The 14,798-nt window shown below is 61.3% G+C and carries 14 protein-coding genes and 1 riboswitch; of the genes, 4 read left to right on the forward strand and 10 right to left on the reverse strand.

Features of this window, described 5'->3' with window-relative positions; all coding sequences use genetic code 11:
• Positions 1–292: 292 nt before the first annotated feature.
• Complete coding sequence (locus tag ACIROW_RS10730) at positions 293–1,360, forward strand: type II asparaginase (protein WP_116436430.1); 1,068 nt, start codon at positions 293–295, stop codon at positions 1,358–1,360.
• 77 nt (positions 1,361–1,437) lie between these two features.
• Here ACIROW_RS10730 and ACIROW_RS10735 read toward each other — a convergent pair whose 3' ends face one another.
• Both ACIROW_RS10735 and ACIROW_RS10740 read right to left on the reverse strand, forming a co-directional pair.
• Complete coding sequence (locus ACIROW_RS10735) at positions 1,438–2,013, reverse strand: TMEM165/GDT1 family protein (RefSeq protein ID WP_402275081.1); 576 nt, start codon at positions 2,011–2,013, stop codon at positions 1,438–1,440.
• 173 nt (positions 2,014–2,186) lie between these two features.
• Positions 2,187–2,336, reverse strand: a riboswitch (yybP-ykoY riboswitch).
• 18 nt (positions 2,337–2,354) lie between these two features.
• The gene (locus tag ACIROW_RS10740; protein WP_402275082.1) at positions 2,355–2,528 is read right to left on the reverse strand and encodes a hypothetical protein; all 174 of its coding nucleotides are present in this window, start codon (positions 2,526–2,528) and stop codon (positions 2,355–2,357) included.
• 92 nt (positions 2,529–2,620) lie between these two features.
• Here ACIROW_RS10740 and ACIROW_RS10745 point away from each other — a divergent pair, with 92 nt between their 5' ends.
• From ACIROW_RS10745 to ACIROW_RS10755, 3 genes are all read left to right on the forward strand, one after another.
• Positions 2,621–4,234: a glucan biosynthesis protein gene (locus tag ACIROW_RS10745; RefSeq protein WP_402275085.1), complete on the forward strand. Its 1,614-nt coding sequence runs from the start codon at positions 2,621–2,623 to the stop codon at positions 4,232–4,234.
• A gap of 321 nt (positions 4,235–4,555) precedes the next feature.
• Positions 4,556–6,814: an EAL domain-containing protein gene (locus ACIROW_RS10750; RefSeq protein WP_402275087.1), complete on the forward strand. Its 2,259-nt coding sequence runs from the start codon at positions 4,556–4,558 to the stop codon at positions 6,812–6,814.
• Complete coding sequence (locus ACIROW_RS10755; protein ID WP_402275089.1) at positions 6,811–7,773, forward strand: phosphate/phosphite/phosphonate ABC transporter substrate-binding protein; 963 nt, start codon at positions 6,811–6,813, stop codon at positions 7,771–7,773. The genes ACIROW_RS10750 and ACIROW_RS10755 overlap by 4 nt, the downstream gene beginning before the upstream one ends.
• On the opposite strand, the gene ACIROW_RS10760 is transcribed toward ACIROW_RS10755, so the two are convergent.
• The 8 genes from ACIROW_RS10760 to ACIROW_RS10795 all read right to left on the reverse strand — a co-directional run bounded on the left by ACIROW_RS10760 (position 7,754) and on the right by ACIROW_RS10795 (position 14,791).
• Positions 7,754–8,212 (reverse strand): nuclear transport factor 2 family protein, encoded by a 459-nt coding sequence (locus tag ACIROW_RS10760; RefSeq protein ID WP_402275091.1) that lies wholly within the window; start codon positions 8,210–8,212, stop codon positions 7,754–7,756. The genes ACIROW_RS10755 and ACIROW_RS10760 overlap by 20 nt on opposite strands.
• Positions 8,213–8,217: 5 nt before the next feature.
• Complete coding sequence (locus ACIROW_RS10765) at positions 8,218–9,000, reverse strand: SDR family NAD(P)-dependent oxidoreductase (RefSeq protein WP_402275094.1); 783 nt, start codon at positions 8,998–9,000, stop codon at positions 8,218–8,220.
• 11 nt (positions 9,001–9,011) lie between these two features.
• Positions 9,012–9,557 (reverse strand): DUF3833 domain-containing protein, encoded by a 546-nt coding sequence (locus tag ACIROW_RS10770; RefSeq protein WP_402275097.1) that lies wholly within the window; start codon positions 9,555–9,557, stop codon positions 9,012–9,014.
• The gene (locus ACIROW_RS10775; protein ID WP_402275099.1) at positions 9,554–10,834 is read right to left on the reverse strand and encodes an MFS transporter; all 1,281 of its coding nucleotides are present in this window, start codon (positions 10,832–10,834) and stop codon (positions 9,554–9,556) included. The genes ACIROW_RS10770 and ACIROW_RS10775 overlap by 4 nt, the downstream gene beginning before the upstream one ends.
• A gap of 10 nt (positions 10,835–10,844) precedes the next feature.
• Positions 10,845–11,348: a chalcone isomerase family protein gene (locus ACIROW_RS10780; RefSeq protein ID WP_402275101.1), complete on the reverse strand. Its 504-nt coding sequence runs from the start codon at positions 11,346–11,348 to the stop codon at positions 10,845–10,847.
• A 67-nt stretch (positions 11,349–11,415) separates the two neighbouring features.
• Positions 11,416–12,636, reverse strand: a complete 1,221-nt coding sequence (locus tag ACIROW_RS10785; RefSeq protein ID WP_402275936.1) for a class I SAM-dependent methyltransferase — start codon at positions 12,634–12,636, stop codon at positions 11,416–11,418.
• A gap of 32 nt (positions 12,637–12,668) precedes the next feature.
• Entirely contained in the window at positions 12,669–13,523 is an 855-nt protein-coding gene (locus ACIROW_RS10790; protein ID WP_402275103.1) for a DUF1365 domain-containing protein, read from the reverse strand.
• Entirely contained in the window at positions 13,508–14,791 is a 1,284-nt protein-coding gene (locus ACIROW_RS10795) for an NAD(P)/FAD-dependent oxidoreductase (protein ID WP_402275106.1), read from the reverse strand. The genes ACIROW_RS10790 and ACIROW_RS10795 overlap by 16 nt, the downstream gene beginning before the upstream one ends.
• Positions 14,792–14,798 lie beyond the last annotated feature (7 nt).

The raw sequence follows: 14,798 nt of genomic DNA on the forward strand, positions 1-14,798 counted from the left end.
CCTTTCAGTATGCGGATGAGCCTCTACAGACGTTCGATTAGAGTGCAAAAGAGGGCTGCTCACGCCCTCAAAAAGCGCATCCTGCGCACCCCTTGCGGGCAGAAAATCGACACCTCGATTCCCTCATAAAAATACTTCTCCAAATCGTTGCGGATATCTTCTAAGAAGCCCCAATGAGTGCTATCTTGGCTGCTCTCCGCGCCTCACAAGGGCAAGCTCCGGCGTTCATCTGCTCGCGCCGGGATGCATTGGGGAAGAGACTAAAAAACATACTTTCATCAAGAGGAACGACATGCATTCCAAAAAAATATTCGGCCAGTTTCTGATCCTGGCTTGTGCCGCCCTGGTCTCCATCGCGCACGCGCAAAAACTTCCCAACGTCATGATCCTGGCAACCGGCGGCACCATCGCCGGCACCGGCGCATCGAGCACCACCACCGTCGGCTATACCGCAGCAAAAATCGGCGTTGAAGCGCTCATCGATGCCGTACCTGAGCTGAAGAAAGTCGCCAACGTCAAGGGCGAGCAAGTGTTCCAGATCGCCAGCGAAAACATGAACAACGATTATTGGCTGAAGCTGTCCAAGCGCGTGAACACGCTGCTGGCGCAAAGCGACGTTGACGGCATCGTGATCACGCACGGCACCGACACCATCGAAGAGACCGCCTACTTCCTCGACCTGACCGTGCACAGCAAGAAGCCGGTGGTGATCGTCGGCTCGATGCGTCCATCGACAGCGATCAGCGCCGACGGCCCGATCAACCTGTATAACGCCGTCTTGCTTGCAGGCAGCCAGGAAGCCATCGGCAAGGGCGTATTGGTCACACTGAACGATCAAATCAATGCTGCGCGCGAAGTCACCAAGACCAACACATCGACACTGGACACCTTCAAGACGCCTGAACTTGGCTTCCTCGGTTACATCCAGGGCAGCAAGCCGTTCTTCTATCGCCAGTCGACCCGCAAGCACACTGTTGATTCCGAATTCGACATCTCGAAGCTGGATGTGCTGCCGCAAGTCGACATCGTCTACGGCTACGCCAACATGAACCCGATCGCGCTGAACGCCTTCGTCGCCGCGGGCGCCAAGGGCATCATCCACGCCGGTGTGGGTGACGGCAGCCTGAACAACATGGTGGCGCCATCGCTGAGCGAAGCGCGCAAGAAAGGCGTTGTCATCGTTCGCGCCAGCCGCGTCGGCCAAGGCATCGTGGCGCGCAACGGCGAAGCGGATGACGACAAGCTGGACTTCGTCGTCTCCGACACGCTGAACGCACAGAAAGCCCGCATCCTGCTGATGCTGGCGCTGACCAAGACCAGCGACACCAAAGCAATCCAGAAGATCTTCTACACGTATTGATCACTATCTGGCGCAGCAAGAAAAACGGCCCGCATTGCGGGCCGTTTTTTATTGTGCGCGAAGAGTTGCGCCGGGCATCAGAATCCCAGCGATTTGCCGGCGCCCAGCAGCGTCGCCACACCGATGAGCGCAAAGATCAGCGCCGCAATGCTGTGCACGATGCGCACCGGAATCTTGCCGGCGATACGGTCGCCCAGCAACACCGCCGGCACATTGGCGATCATCATGCCCAACGTGGTGCCGGCCACCACCGGAATGAAGGCGTGGTACTGCGCCGCCAGCGCCACCGTCGCCACCTGCGTCTTGTCGCCCATCTCGGCGAGGAAGAAAGCAATCACGGTGGTGCCGAACACGCCGAAGCGCGCGAATTTGGCTTCGCTCTCGTCAAACTTGTCGGGAATCAGCGTCCAGATCGCCATGCCGATGAAGGACACGCCCAGCACCCAACGCATGGTTTCGGGCGAGACCAGCGACGTGATCCATGCACCGAGCGCGCCGGCAAAGGCGTGATTGGCAATGGTCGCCACCAGAACGCCCAGGATGATGGGAATCGGTTTGCGGAATTTTGCAGCGAGGATAAAGGCCAGCAGTTGCGTCTTGTCGCCGATTTCAGCTAAAGCGACTACGCCGGTAGAAATGAGAAATGCATCCAATTGGGGTCTCCATGGCCGGACAAAAAACGATTGACCACGCCTCTCCCCGGCCATTCCGGAGGCAACGTGGTCAAAGGTCTTGTCAAGCGACACCTTTTCATGATCTGTCGCCAGAGGCCAGTAGCCAGTGACGGCCGGAGCGGAGGAACCGGAGTGTACTGAAGTACACGAGGATTCCGAGCACCGCACGGCGCTGGATAATGGTCTCGCAGCAAGAGCATGGAAAGGTTTTAGGACCGCTTATGCCATGGTCGTGTGGACCAAGTATGTTGACATAAGCCCCTCCTCAGGGCGGAAGGCGACTACTCCCCAATGACCCGCGAATTTTACTCAATTAATTTTTACGCGTCCATAGAAAATACACAAAGAAGCAGGAACCAAGCCCCGGCATGAGACTCTTTATCAAGTAGCCTCTTGGCAAGCATGATGATCCGGGCGCCAGGCTCCCACGCGAGCACCGCCGTCATGCTAGGATTTCCGTCTTTGCAGCAGCGTCTTCGTTCATCGAATTCCATGATGCGGTCCATCGCCTTCATGTTTCGCGCTGCACCCCCGACCAACCTTTTGCTGCTTGCATGCAGCATTATTCATTCGACATCTATTGCCCATGATCAATCGACGCACCTTCCTGAGCTCTGCCACCGCGACCGCCGCTCTCGCCGCCCTCGGCATTCCTCCCGAAGCGCTCGCCGCCAATCGCATCAAGCTCGGCAACCCCGCGCCCTTCTCGTTCGACGCGCTGATTGCGCAAGCGCGCACGGCCGCACAGTCGCCCTACAAGCCGCAGAACAAACCGCCGGCCGATATCCTCGACAAGATCGACTACGAGGCGCACGGCAAGATCAAATTCAATACCGATGCCTCGCTGTTCGCCAACGGTCCGGGACAATTTCCGGTGACCTTCTTCCATCTCGGCCGCTTCTTCCAGGCGCCGGTGCACATGTACACGCTGGAAGGTGCCGGAAGCAACGCCAGGGCCCGCGAAATCCTCTACGACGAAAGCTACTTCGACATGCCGGCCGACAGCCCGGCGCGCAAGCTGCCGCGCGGCAGCGGCTTTGCCGGCTTCCGCTTCCAGGAAAGCCGCAGCGGCGACCAGGCCAAGCTCGACTGGCGCAAGAATGACTGGGTCGCCTTCCTCGGCGCCTCCTACTTTCGCGCCATCGGCGACCTGTATCAATACGGCCTGTCGGCGCGCGGCATCGCCATCGACGTCGCCCAGGCCGGCAAGCCGGAAGAATTTCCCAACTTCACGCACTTCTATTTCGAAACGCCGGCCGACAAGAGCGACACCGTCGTGGTGTACGCCGTGCTTGACGGCCCCAGCATCGTCGGCGCCTACAAGTTCATCATGCGCCGCGGCGCCGATGTGGTCATGGACGTCGACTGCGCACTGTTCCTGCGCCAGGACGTGGGACGTCTCGGCATCGCACCGGCGACCTCGATGCTGTGGTATTCCGAAGCCGTCAAAGGCACCGGCGCCGACTGGCGTCCGGAGGTGCACGACTCCGACGGCCTGGCGATCTGGAACGGCAACGGCGAACACATCTGGCGTCCGCTCAACAACCCGGCGCGCATCACGGCCTCGGCGTTCGGCGACAACAATCCGCGCGGCTTCGGCCTGTTGCAGCGCGACCGCAACTTCGACCACTACCAGGACGGCGTGCATTACGAGCGCCGTCCGAGTTTGTGGGTGGAACCGCTGGATGGCTGGGGTGAAGGCTCGGTGCAACTGATCGAAATCCCGACTGATGATGAGATCCACGACAACATCGTCGCGATGTGGGTGCCGAAAGCCAAAGCCGCCGCCGGCAGCAGCTATCGTCTGCGCTACCGCCTGCACTGGCTGAAGGATGAACCGTTCCCGTCGCCGCTGGCGCGCTGCGTCGCCACGCGCCTCGGCAACGGCGGCCAGCCGGGCCAGGCGCGTCCGCAAAACGTGCGCAAGTTCATGGTCGAATTCAAGGGCGCGCCGCTGGAGAAACTGGCCTTCGGCGAATTGCCCGAGGCGGTGCTGTCGTCCTCGCGCGGCAGCTTCTCGTATGTCTTCACGGAAGCCGTGCCGAATGGCGTGGCCGGCCACTGGCGTGCGCAGTTCGACCTCACCGTCGACGGAGACGATCCGGTCGACCTGCGCCTGTACCTGCGCCATAAGAACCAGACGCTGTCGGAAACCTGGCTCTATCAATACCAGCCGTTCAAGACGCGCGGCGTGTATTAAGCGTCTTCAGGCATCACCTCAGCCGCGCCGGAACGTTCAGCTTCGTTCCGGCGCGCGGCCTTCTTCTGTTTCTTCCCCGCACGCTGCGCAAGATTGTGCGGCCTTGTCTCACAATCGTGCGGCCTTGTCATCAATTCGACACATTTGCCGCTTACTCTCTCGAAGGCACTTTTGCGACCACGCAAAGGCATTCCATATTGAGGCAACAAATTGCGGTTACCGCGCTTACGATTATCGAAGCGGCCGGCTTGGCTGAGCTCGGCCTTTCAAGACGGCCGGGGGCTGTCGACGGTTTATCTGCTGCTGTCCTGCTTCCTGCTGATGGTGATCTGGTCTATCACCTTCACGCGCATCCGCAATGAAAAGTCGCTGGCAGTTGAAAGTTCGCTGGCCGACAGCAGGAACGTCGCTGCCATCATCTCTTCCAATCTCGAGGAAGTCCTCAGCAAGGCGCTGCTCTATTCCCGCATCGGCCAGTCGGTGCTGGACGGCGACCCGCATGCCTCCAGCTATCTCTCGCCGCTGTTCCTGGGCGACTCGGCGTATCTGCGCGTGGCCATCTTCGACGCCAACGCCAGGCTGGTGTATTCCTCGGCAAGACAAAAAGAAGAGCCCGAATTTTCCCAGCTGATCAACGCCGCTTACGTATCGTCGCTGATGTACTCGCAACGCCAGGGCGGCATGATCATCAGCCCGCCGCTGAAAAAGGATGGCTATACCTGGCGCGTGCCCTTGCTGATCCCCCTGAAGAGCAAGAACAACGAATTGCAGGGCTTCTTCACCGCGATCCTCGACCTTGGTTACTTTCTCAAGACCTACAAGGACGTCAGCGTCGGCAGCGGCAGCCGCATCGAGATCCTCAACGCCACCGGCTTCCAGCTGGCCGAATTGAGCGGCAGCACGCTTTCGGGAGGCAGCAATTTCGCCGGTGAAGACTATGCGCTGTTCCTGGTCGACAACAAGGCCGACGGCGAGATCCGCGCGGTGCGTCCGGGCGAGCAAGAACAGCAGATCGGCGTGCAGCGCAAACTCGATCGCTATCCGCTGGCCGTCATCGTCAGCCGCGATCCCGACTTCGTGCTCGGCAAGCTGGCGCCGCCGCATCGCCAATACCGCTACCAGGCGGTCATCATCTCCGTCATCGTGCTGCTGTTCTGCTACGGACTGATCAACATCGCGCACCGGCGCAAACGCCTGTACGAAAAGCTGCTGTACTCGGAGCGCGAAAAGAGCGGCCTGATCGACCAGCTGGAACAGGAAAAATCACGCGCCTATCAACTGGCTTCGCACGACTACCTGACCGGCATCCCCAACCGCATGCTGTTCCACGAAATCGCCGCCACCGAACTGTCGCGCGCGCGCCGCAGCCGCAAGTTGTACGCGCTGTTCTTCCTTGACCTCGACAAGTTCAAGGTCATCAACGACACGCTCGGCCATGCCGTCGGCGACGCCTTGCTGCAGACCGTTGCCACACGCCTGCGCGCAGTATTGCGCGAATACGACCTGGTGGCGCGGCTGGGCGGGGATGAATTCGTGGTGCTGGTGTCCGAGATCGCCGCGGAAGAACGCGTCGCCCAGATCGCCCGCGAACTGATCGCCGCCATCAGCGCGCCCTACGCCGACCTCGAGGGCCATGAGGTGCTGACCACCACCAGCATCGGCATTGCGCTGTACCCGCGCGACGGCCAGAGCGTCGACCAGCTGCTGACCAGCGCCGACGCCGCCATGTACACCGCCAAGAAGGCCGGCAGCGGCGTCTATCGTTTCTATGACGCCTCGCTCAATGCGTCGGCCGCACGCGGTCTCGAGTTGCTGGCCCGCTTCCGCCAGGCGCTCAAGAACGACGAGTTCTGCCTGCACTACCAGCCCAAGGTGGAGATGCATGATTTCGACATCGTCGGCATGGAGGCGCTGATCCGCTGGGAACATCCCGAGCACGGACTGATCTTCCCCAACGACTTCATTGCGCTGGCCGAAGATCACGATCTCATCATCCCGCTGGGACATTGGGTGATCAAGGCGGTCTGCCGCCAACTCGCCGACTGGAAGAAGCGCGGCCTCAAGGTGGTGCCGGTCGCCATCAACGTCTCGGTCAAGCAATTGCAGGATGCGCAGTTGCTGGAAACCATCCTCGATGCGCTGAAAAAATACAAGCTGCCGCCCTTCCTGCTGGAGATCGAAGTCACCGAAAGCTGCTTCATCGACGACATCGACAGCGCCAAGGATGTGCTGGAAAAACTGCGCGCGGAAGGCCTCCGCATTTCGCTCGACGATTACGGCACCGGCTACGCCGGCCTGAGCCACATCAAGACGCTGCCGGTCTATGCGCTCAAGATCGACCGTTCCTTCATCCGCGACATCCGTAACGACAACAGCGACGCCATGATCGTCGCTTCGACCGTCTCGCTGGCGCGCAACCTCGGCCTCAAGGTCATCGCCGAAGGCGTGGAAAGCAAAGAGCAGCTGATGCATCTGAAGGTGATCGGCTGCGACGAGGTCCAGGGCTTTTACCTGCAACGACCGGTATCGGCGGAACAGATCGAGCCGGTATTGCAAAAAGGGAGATTCGATCCGCTATGAATACACTGAATGCATTGCTGACGCTGGCGCAGGCCGTCCGGAAAATTCCGCATACGCTGCGCGGCGGCGTGGCGCTGCCGTTGCTCCCCTTGTTTCCGCTGTCAGTGCTGATCGTGTTGCTGATCCTGACGCTCAACAGCCTGCCGGCCGATGCCGCGCAATGCGAGCGACCGGCGCGGCTGCGCTTCTCGTTTGTGCCGCAAGGTGAATTGCAAGACGATGGCGCTGCCTTGAAGCCGCTGTTCAATGATCTGGAGAAATCGCTCGGCATTCCGGTCGAGGCGATTACGCCCGCCTCCTACGGCGCCGTCAATGAAGGCTTGCTGGCCGGCGCCGTCGACGTCGCCCGGCTGGGACCGGCGACTTATGTCTCGGCGCACAAGAGTGATCCGCAGATCACGCCATTCGCGACCTTGATGAATATGGCCGATGCATTCAGCGACGGCAATACGGCGGCATATTACTCGCTGCTGATCGTGCGCCAGCACGGCCCGGTGACGTCGATTTCGGGATTGAAGGGCAAGCGGCTGGCATTGGCGGATCCTGAAAGCACCTCGGGTGCGTTGATTCCGCTGCATGTGTTTGCACGTCAGTTGGGCACCACGCTGGACAAGTATTTTTCGCGCATCGGCTACTCCGGCAATCATGAGCAATCGGTCAGCGCCGTGCTCAGCCAGGAAGTCGACGCTGCCTTCGTCGCCAGCGCCAATCTCGGCGCGCTGATCGCCGCCGGCAAGGTCAAACGCGCGGACCTGCGCGTGCTGTGGAAATCGGCCCCGATTCCGTTCGATCCCTTCGTGTATCGCGGCCAGCTGTGCGACGACATCCGGAAGAAAATCCGTGCCGTTTTCTTCAACAAGAAGAGCAGCAACCTGCAGGCGACGCTGAACAACCTGCGCGCCCAGGAATTCGTGCCCGTGCTGGACAAGAACTACGACATCATCCGCGGCCTGCCGTGAGGTCGATCCTGGTCTCGAACAATCTGCGCAGCCAGCGTATCAGTGCGCCGATCACCGGCAATTTCTGGAACAGTTCTTCCGCTGCATCCCAGTAGTCTCGATGCAGCACGACCAGGCCTTCGCCGTTGAACTTCAGATGCGTGCCGCCGGCGATGCTGTAGTGCTTGCCCTTGAGTCTGAACTCGAACACCCAGGTGATGAAGGCCTGATCACCGTCGACAATACGGTCGTGGATGATGAAATGCGGATTGTCAGTCGTGTCGAACATGTGTTCGTACACGGCGATCATCGCAGCGATGCTGCGAATATCGTTGAACGGATCCTTGAAATGCACTTCAGGCGCATAGAACTGGCCGATATGGCGCACGCTCTGTCGTGTCAGCGTGACGTACCACTGCGCCAGCGCATCGAGCCGGTCTTTGAATTTCGTGTCAGTCATGTCAGTCATGTCATGTGCAGAAAGCGGTGGAACAAGGCGAAGCGCCAGCGATATGGCAGCATCTGGACCAGCTTCAGGATACGCGTAAAGCGGCGCGGGAAATGGATTTCAAACCGTCCTTCGGCGATGCCTTGCCATATTTCCTTCGCAGCGGCAGCGGGCGTTTGCAGGGCCGGCATGGCGAAGTCGTTTTTCTCGGTCAGGCCGGTCTTTACGAATCCGGGATTGATCAGATAGACGTTGATGCCCTTGCTGTGCAGGTCGCTATAGAGGATCTCGGCCAGATTGATCAAGGCCGCCTTGCCGGGTCCGTAGACGCTGGCATTGGGCAAGCCCATGTAGCCGGCCACGCTGGCCACCAGCGCGATGCCGCCGCTGCCGTGCGCCAGCATGTCGGGCAGCACGCTGGACAAAGCCGAATAGACGCTGACCAGGTTGGTCTTGATGGTCTGCTCGGCAAGGTCGTCGCTGACTTCCCAGCTGCGCTCGGGACGATAATCGGCGGCGCAGAACAGCATCAGGTCGACGCCGCCGAATGCAGCGCAGATCTCTGCATGCCGTGCGCGCCAGGCGGCGTGGTCGAGCACGTCGAACGGTACGATCAAGGCGTTGTTGCTGGCCCCCGCGACCAGCTGCAAGGCTTCCACCCGGCGCGCCGAGATCGCCACCTGCGCGCCCATCGCCAGCGCCTGTTTGGCCAGCGCGGCGCCGATGCCGCTGGAGGCGCCGATCAGCCAGACGCGTTTTCCGGTCCAATCGTGCACCGGCTTGTTCATTGGACTAAACATCGTCATCTCCGTCAGTCCTGCTTGCGAAAGAACAGCGTCACCTGTCCGACTTCCAGTCCGAACTTGCTCATGCTGGTGCGGTTGATCATGGTGTGCTGGTCCATCTGATACATCCAGTCGTCCATGTGCATTTCGTAGGTCTTGCCGTCGACCGGCAGCAACAACGTGTAGCGCCAGTTAAGCGCATTGCCGGCAGCGTGCCCGACCGCTTCGCCGACCACATCGCCGGCGGTGCCGCGCCAGCTGCCGTCGGCTTGCCTGGTCAAGGTCCAGACGCGCTGCTGGGTGCTGCCGTCGTCATAACGGAAGCGCTCATCCAGCGTCAGCTTGCCGCCCTGTTCGCTGCCGGTAATCTCGACATGGAAACGCTTGACGACTTCGCCGCCGCGCTTCTGGAACATGCCCCAGGCGTCGGTCTTGCCACTGAAGAATTGCACCGGATCGAACACCGGCTCATTCTTTGCGTAGTGCGAGACATCGGTCCCGGCGCAGGCGCCGAGCAACAGTAGCAGGAACAAGGGCAGCGACAGCGAGGTAAAACGGCGAAGGATATTCATGAGACGGTCTCCGGTGAAACAGCAAGAGGATCGGATGCGGGCGCCGTTTTCAGCAACAGCAAAGCGATCAGTTTGAACACGCAGGGCACGGCGGCGTAGACCCATCCCAACGCTGCACTTCCACCCACGCCGGGTTGGTAGTCCAGCAGCGCCAGCAGCGGCAGGGCAAGTCCGGAAATCGCCAGCGCCAGCTTCGCCAACAGCGTCCAGACGCCGTAATAGGCGGCGGTGCTTTCGTGCCTGCCGATGACGCTGGCCAGCAATACCGGCGGCAGGGCCAGGTCGGCTCCCAGCGCCAGGCCGGCCGCCACGCAGACTGCGCCGTAGGGCAAGATATCGCCGGCTCCCAGCAGCACCGTGCCGCCGAAAGCGAGGATTGCCAACAGCATGCCCGCGCGCCAGGCCGGCAATACGCCGAAGCGTTTGGCGACCACTATCCAGAGCGGCAAGCCGATCGCGGTGGACAGAAAATACGTCGCGAGAAATGCACCGGCGTAACCCGGCGCCTGCAATCTGTCGCCGATGAAAAACAGCGCCAGCGTCGCCGGTATCGCCACCGATACTGCGTTCAGGAAGTACGGCAACAGCAGTCGGCGAAATCCGGGATTGGCTTTCATGGTCGCCATGGCGCTGCGCCAGCCGCCCGCGTGCGCCGCCACCTTGTTCCAGCGCGGCGCCAGCCACAGCAAGGCGGCCAGCGATACGGCCAGGTCGGCGGCGAATGCGCCCGAATACAGGGTGAACCCGCTTTCGCTGCGTGCGCCGCTCACCATGATGAAACCCGGAATCACGCTGGCCAGCACAGCGCCCAGCAAACCCATCAGCTCTCGCAGGGCGGAAGCGCCGAGCAAACCGCCGGCATCTTCCGACAGGCGCGAACCCCATGCCAGATAGGCGATATTGAGCATGCTGTGCGCGGTGTAGGCGACGATCAGCATGACGCCCAGCCAGATCAGCAAATAAACGCCGGAGCTGCGGACCACGTCGGGCGGCAACCAGATGCCGAAGAACGCCAGCGCCAGCAACACGCCGGCGAGCAGCATCCACAAGTTCAGCCGAGCGCCATGCAACCGGTCTATGCATTGCCCCAGCCACGGGTCCTGCACGGTGTCGACGATGCGGGCCAGGAACAGCACCCAGCCGGTGCCGGCCAGCGTCGCGTCGAGATAGGTGGTGTAATACAGCGGCGCCTGGATGTACACAGGCAGGGCCGACATCGCCAGCGGCAGACCGAGCAGGCCGTAAGCGATGTAGCGGAGCCAGCTTTCGCTTTTCATTGGTCTGCCTTCATTTTTCCGCTCCCAGCAGGCGATTGCGCAACTGCATGTCTTTGGTGCGTGGATCCAGCCAGATGGCGAAGAAGGCCCGGGCGAACTCCGGATCGCGCACTTCGCCCAGCAACTGCGTGCGGCTGTAGAAACGGCACCCCAGGCCCGGCAGATAGACGCCGGTCAGCTGATCGCCTTCATTGACATCGGTGAAGACACCCGCCATGGCGTCTTCCCAGCGCTTGAGCCGCGCGTCGTCGTACCGCTCACCGAACAATCGGCGGATTTCGTCGACGCTGGTCTGCACGATGCGTGCGCGGCTGATGCTGCGCTGATAAGTCAGTTCGAGCGCGAACGGCTGCTCAGGATCGAACGGCCCTGCGGCACTCCACAGCGCAGCGTCATAGATCTTCAACCCGAACCAGCGCAGCCCGGCGTGTCCCTGCAGGCGCGCCTGCGGCAGGTCGTCGCGCCAGCTCGCCGCCTGTGCGGCACCGGCCGACAGCACGGCGGCCAGCAACACGCATGCGACGACAGCGCGACGGGAAGTTGCGCGCAGAAGTCCTGCTCCGAAGAACCCGGTCCGGGAGTCAGCTTTTCCGCAGCATGAACTGAATGACATCGGTGCGCTCCTCGTCAAAGCCTACTTCGCAATAGGCGTAGTAGAGTTGCCACAGGCGCATGAAGCGCTCGTCGAAGCCCTGTTCCTGGATGGCGTCGCGAGCGCTCATGAACGAAGCGTGCCAACGGCGCAGCGTCTCCGCATAGTCGAAACCGAAACGGTATTGATCCAGTGTCTGCAGGCCGGCGCTGCGGGCCTTGGCGCAGAAACGTTCCGGGCTGGGCAGCATGCCGCCCGGGAAGATGTACTGGCGGATGAAATCAGACGTGCTGCGATAGCGTTCGAAGTACTGCTCGGCAATCGTGATCGACTGGATCATCGCGCGGCCGCCCTTTTTCAGGCGCGCCGATACGGTATCGAAATACTGCTGCCAGAACCGTTCGCCGACGGCCTCGAACATTTCGATAGAGACCACGGCATCGTATTCTCCCGTCAAGTCACGATAGTCGCGCAACTCCAACGTGGCGAGATGATCAAGACCGCGCGCGGCGACACGCCGCTGTGCCACCTGCAGTTGCGCCTGCGAGATCGTCACGCCATGCACCCGGATGCCGCGCAGCGCCGCGTGCTCGGCAAAGCCGCCCCAGCCGCAGCCGATTTCCAGCACGTGATCGCCGGCCTGCAAACCGAGTTGATCGATGATGCGCTGATACTTCCGCGCCTGCGCCGCTTCCAGGCTTTGCCCATGATCGCCGCTGAAGATCGCACTCGAATAGGTCCAGCTGTTGTCGAGCCACTGATGATAGAAGGCATTGCCGATGTCGTAGTGCGCATGGATATTCTTGCGGCTGCCGGCACGCGTATTGGCGCGCAGCAGATGCCGCAGGCGATACCACAGTCCGGCCAGCTTGCCGCCGAACATCATGCGCTCCAGTTCCGCCTGGTTACGCAGGCAGAGGCGCAGCAACGCGCTCAGGTCCGGTGTGTCGATCCAGCCGGCGGCATAGCTTTCGGCGAAACCGATATCGCCCGATTGCAGCATGCGGGCGCAGGCGCGCCAGTCGCGAATGTGCATCTGCGCGCTGGGCGGCTGATGCAGGTCGCCGAACATCAACGTATTGCCATGCGGCGTAATCAATTGCAGGTGGCCATGGGCGAGGCAATTGAGCAAGCGCAGGAACAGACGCGTGGCCGGCGGCGCGGAGGCGTCCTCGGGACGCGATGATTCGGATAGCGCAGCTTCGGGCATGGATGTGCTGAAGCGCTTCATCTCGGTCGGGTTCACGGTGACATCTCCTTATTGAAATTGGCGGTCGCAACCGCACTGTCCTTTGACCGGTCGGGCTTGCGGAAAAACGGCACGCGCTTGCGCCACAGTTTCCAGGCCTGCCAGTGAATTTTGGCGACGATTCCGAAGGTCATGAATGGCTGTGTCAGCAGCGCCAGCAAAGCGCTATCGGAAGTCATCGTCTGCAAACGACCGCCGACGGTGGTGCGAATCAGCACACCGGCGTTGTCCGACGTCCGGGCGTCAGGATGATCGCCTGCCTCGTCGTCGTAATCGATACCGATCAATGTGCTTTTTGCCGTATCGCGAAAGTAGAAATGGTAGGCGCCGCGCACTTCGCAAAACGGTGATACATGCATGGCTTTGGCGCATACCAGCCGTGTGTCGGGCGTAATCGCCTTGCGTTCGTTGTCGGCCAGCAGATAACGGTGGGTTTCACCGAAGGTGCTGTTCACTTCGGCCAGCACGGCGCGCAAGGCGCCGCCGCTGTCATGGCACAGCCAGAAACTGACCGGATTGAAAACGAATCCGAACATGCGCGGAAATGTCTGGAGCCAGATTTCGCCATCGGCCGGCAATCCCGCCTCGGCCAATTGAGCGCGCATCCAGACGTCCAGATCACTGCCGTCGCGCGGACCGTAGTCGGACGTACGAACCGACATCGGCCGCTTGCGATTGACGCCGAACCAGGCGTTATTGGCGTCCGCCAGCCGGCTCAGGTTCAGGCGTACGCAGAACACCGGATAAACGAAGCGGTGATGCACCGGGCGCAGCCGCTCATGCATGACCTGGCCGCGAACCAGGTAGGCTGCTGCGCGCGGGGCCGGCATCATCAGACCTTGGCCCATGCCGGCGCCAGGCCAAAATCGGCAGCCACGCGCAAGGCGGACTTCAGGCCGTCTTCATGGAAGCCGTAGCCGGTCCAGGCGCCGGCGAACCAGGTGCGGCGCTTTCCTTGTATTGAGGCCAGCGCGGTTTGTGCCGAGATGGCGGCCTGATCGAACACCGGATGTTCGTAGTCGAACTTCGCGATGGTCTTGTCGGCTGCCGGCGCCGTGAATGGATTGAGCGTCACTATCACGGCACTTTGGCAGGGCAAGTCCTGCAATTGATTGAGCCAGTAACTGACGCAAACGGCGCGCGCGCCGCCTGGGTCCTTCGCTCCGCCGCCGAGGTAGTTCCACGAGGACCATACCTTGCGCCGTTGCGGCATCAGCGACAGATCGGTGTGCAGATACGCGGTGTTGGCCTGATAGCGCACCGCCGACAACAAATTGCGCTCCCGGCTATCGGCGTCGGTCAGCATCTGCAAGGTATCCGGCGCATGCGTGGCGAACACGACACTGTCGAATTGTTCCTCACCGGTGTCGGTGCGAACGACCACCGCATCGTCGCCACGCAGTACGGCACGCACTTGAGTATTGGATCGCACCGTCGGCAGCGTGGCGACGATCTTCCTGACGTATTCACGCGCGCCGCCTTTGACCGTGCGCCATTGCGGTCGATCATTGACCTGCAGCAGCCCGTGGTTGATGCAGAAGCGCAGGAAGGTGGCGGCAGGAAATTGCAGAATGTCCGCCGGCGCGCTCGACCAGATCGCCGCCGCCATCGGCAGCAGATAGGCGTCGCGAAACATCGCGCCATAGCGGCCTGCAACGAGCAGCTGCTGCAGCGACGCCGGCGACGCCAGGCTGGCGGCGAGATTGCTTTCGGCGGCGCGATTGAAGCGCAGGATGTCGCGCAACATGCCGAGGAAGGCCGGCGACAGCAAATGCCGGCGCTGCGCAAAGACAGTGTCCGGGTTAGTGCCGGCCCATTCCAGTCGGCCGCCATCCTGCGAGACCCCGAAAGACATGTCGGTGGCGTAGCTGTCGACGCCGAGTTCATCGAGCAAGGCGATCAGATTGGGATAGGTCGCCTCGTTGAAGACCAGGAAGCCGGTATCGACCGGAAAGGTCCGGCCCTCCAGCGTCATCTCCGCCGTATTGGTGTGGCCGCCGATATAACTGCCGGCCTCGTACAACACGACGTCATGCTTGCGGGCAAGGAAATACGCGCTCGCGAGGCCGGATATGCCGGCTCCGATCACTGCGATTTTTTGCCTTGCTTGCGTCATTGCCGAC

It is taken from the genome of Herbaspirillum sp. NPDC101397 (assembly GCF_044767325.1).
Classification (GTDB): domain Bacteria; phylum Pseudomonadota; class Gammaproteobacteria; order Burkholderiales; family Burkholderiaceae_D; genus Herbaspirillum.

Bases quoted from the DNA above. Each gene is read 5' to 3' on its own strand.
- ACIROW_RS10745 (WP_402275085.1), top strand. From the start codon at position 2,621: ATGATCAATCGACGCACCTTCCTGAGCTCTGCCACCGCGACCGCCGCT.
- ACIROW_RS10795 (WP_402275106.1), bottom strand. From the start codon at position 14,791: ATGACGCAAGCAAGGCAAAAAATCGCAGTGATCGGAGCCGGCATATCC.
- ACIROW_RS10740 (WP_402275082.1), bottom strand. From the start codon at position 2,528: ATGGAATTCGATGAACGAAGACGCTGCTGCAAAGACGGAAATCCTAGC.
- ACIROW_RS10755 (WP_402275089.1), top strand. From the start codon at position 6,811: ATGAATACACTGAATGCATTGCTGACGCTGGCGCAGGCCGTCCGGAAA.
- ACIROW_RS10760 (WP_402275091.1), bottom strand. From the start codon at position 8,212: ATGACTGACACGAAATTCAAAGACCGGCTCGATGCGCTGGCGCAGTGG.
- ACIROW_RS10730 (WP_116436430.1), top strand. From the start codon at position 293: ATGCATTCCAAAAAAATATTCGGCCAGTTTCTGATCCTGGCTTGTGCC.
- ACIROW_RS10790 (WP_402275103.1), bottom strand. From the start codon at position 13,523: ATGGGCCAAGGTCTGATGATGCCGGCCCCGCGCGCAGCAGCCTACCTG.
- ACIROW_RS10770 (WP_402275097.1), bottom strand. From the start codon at position 9,557: ATGAATATCCTTCGCCGTTTTACCTCGCTGTCGCTGCCCTTGTTCCTG.
- ACIROW_RS10750 (WP_402275087.1), top strand. From the start codon at position 4,556: ATGGTGATCTGGTCTATCACCTTCACGCGCATCCGCAATGAAAAGTCG.
- ACIROW_RS10765 (WP_402275094.1), bottom strand. From the start codon at position 9,000: ATGTTTAGTCCAATGAACAAGCCGGTGCACGATTGGACCGGAAAACGC.
- ACIROW_RS10785 (WP_402275936.1), bottom strand. From the start codon at position 12,636: ATGCCCGAAGCTGCGCTATCCGAATCATCGCGTCCCGAGGACGCCTCC.
- ACIROW_RS10775 (WP_402275099.1), bottom strand. From the start codon at position 10,834: ATGAAAAGCGAAAGCTGGCTCCGCTACATCGCTTACGGCCTGCTCGGT.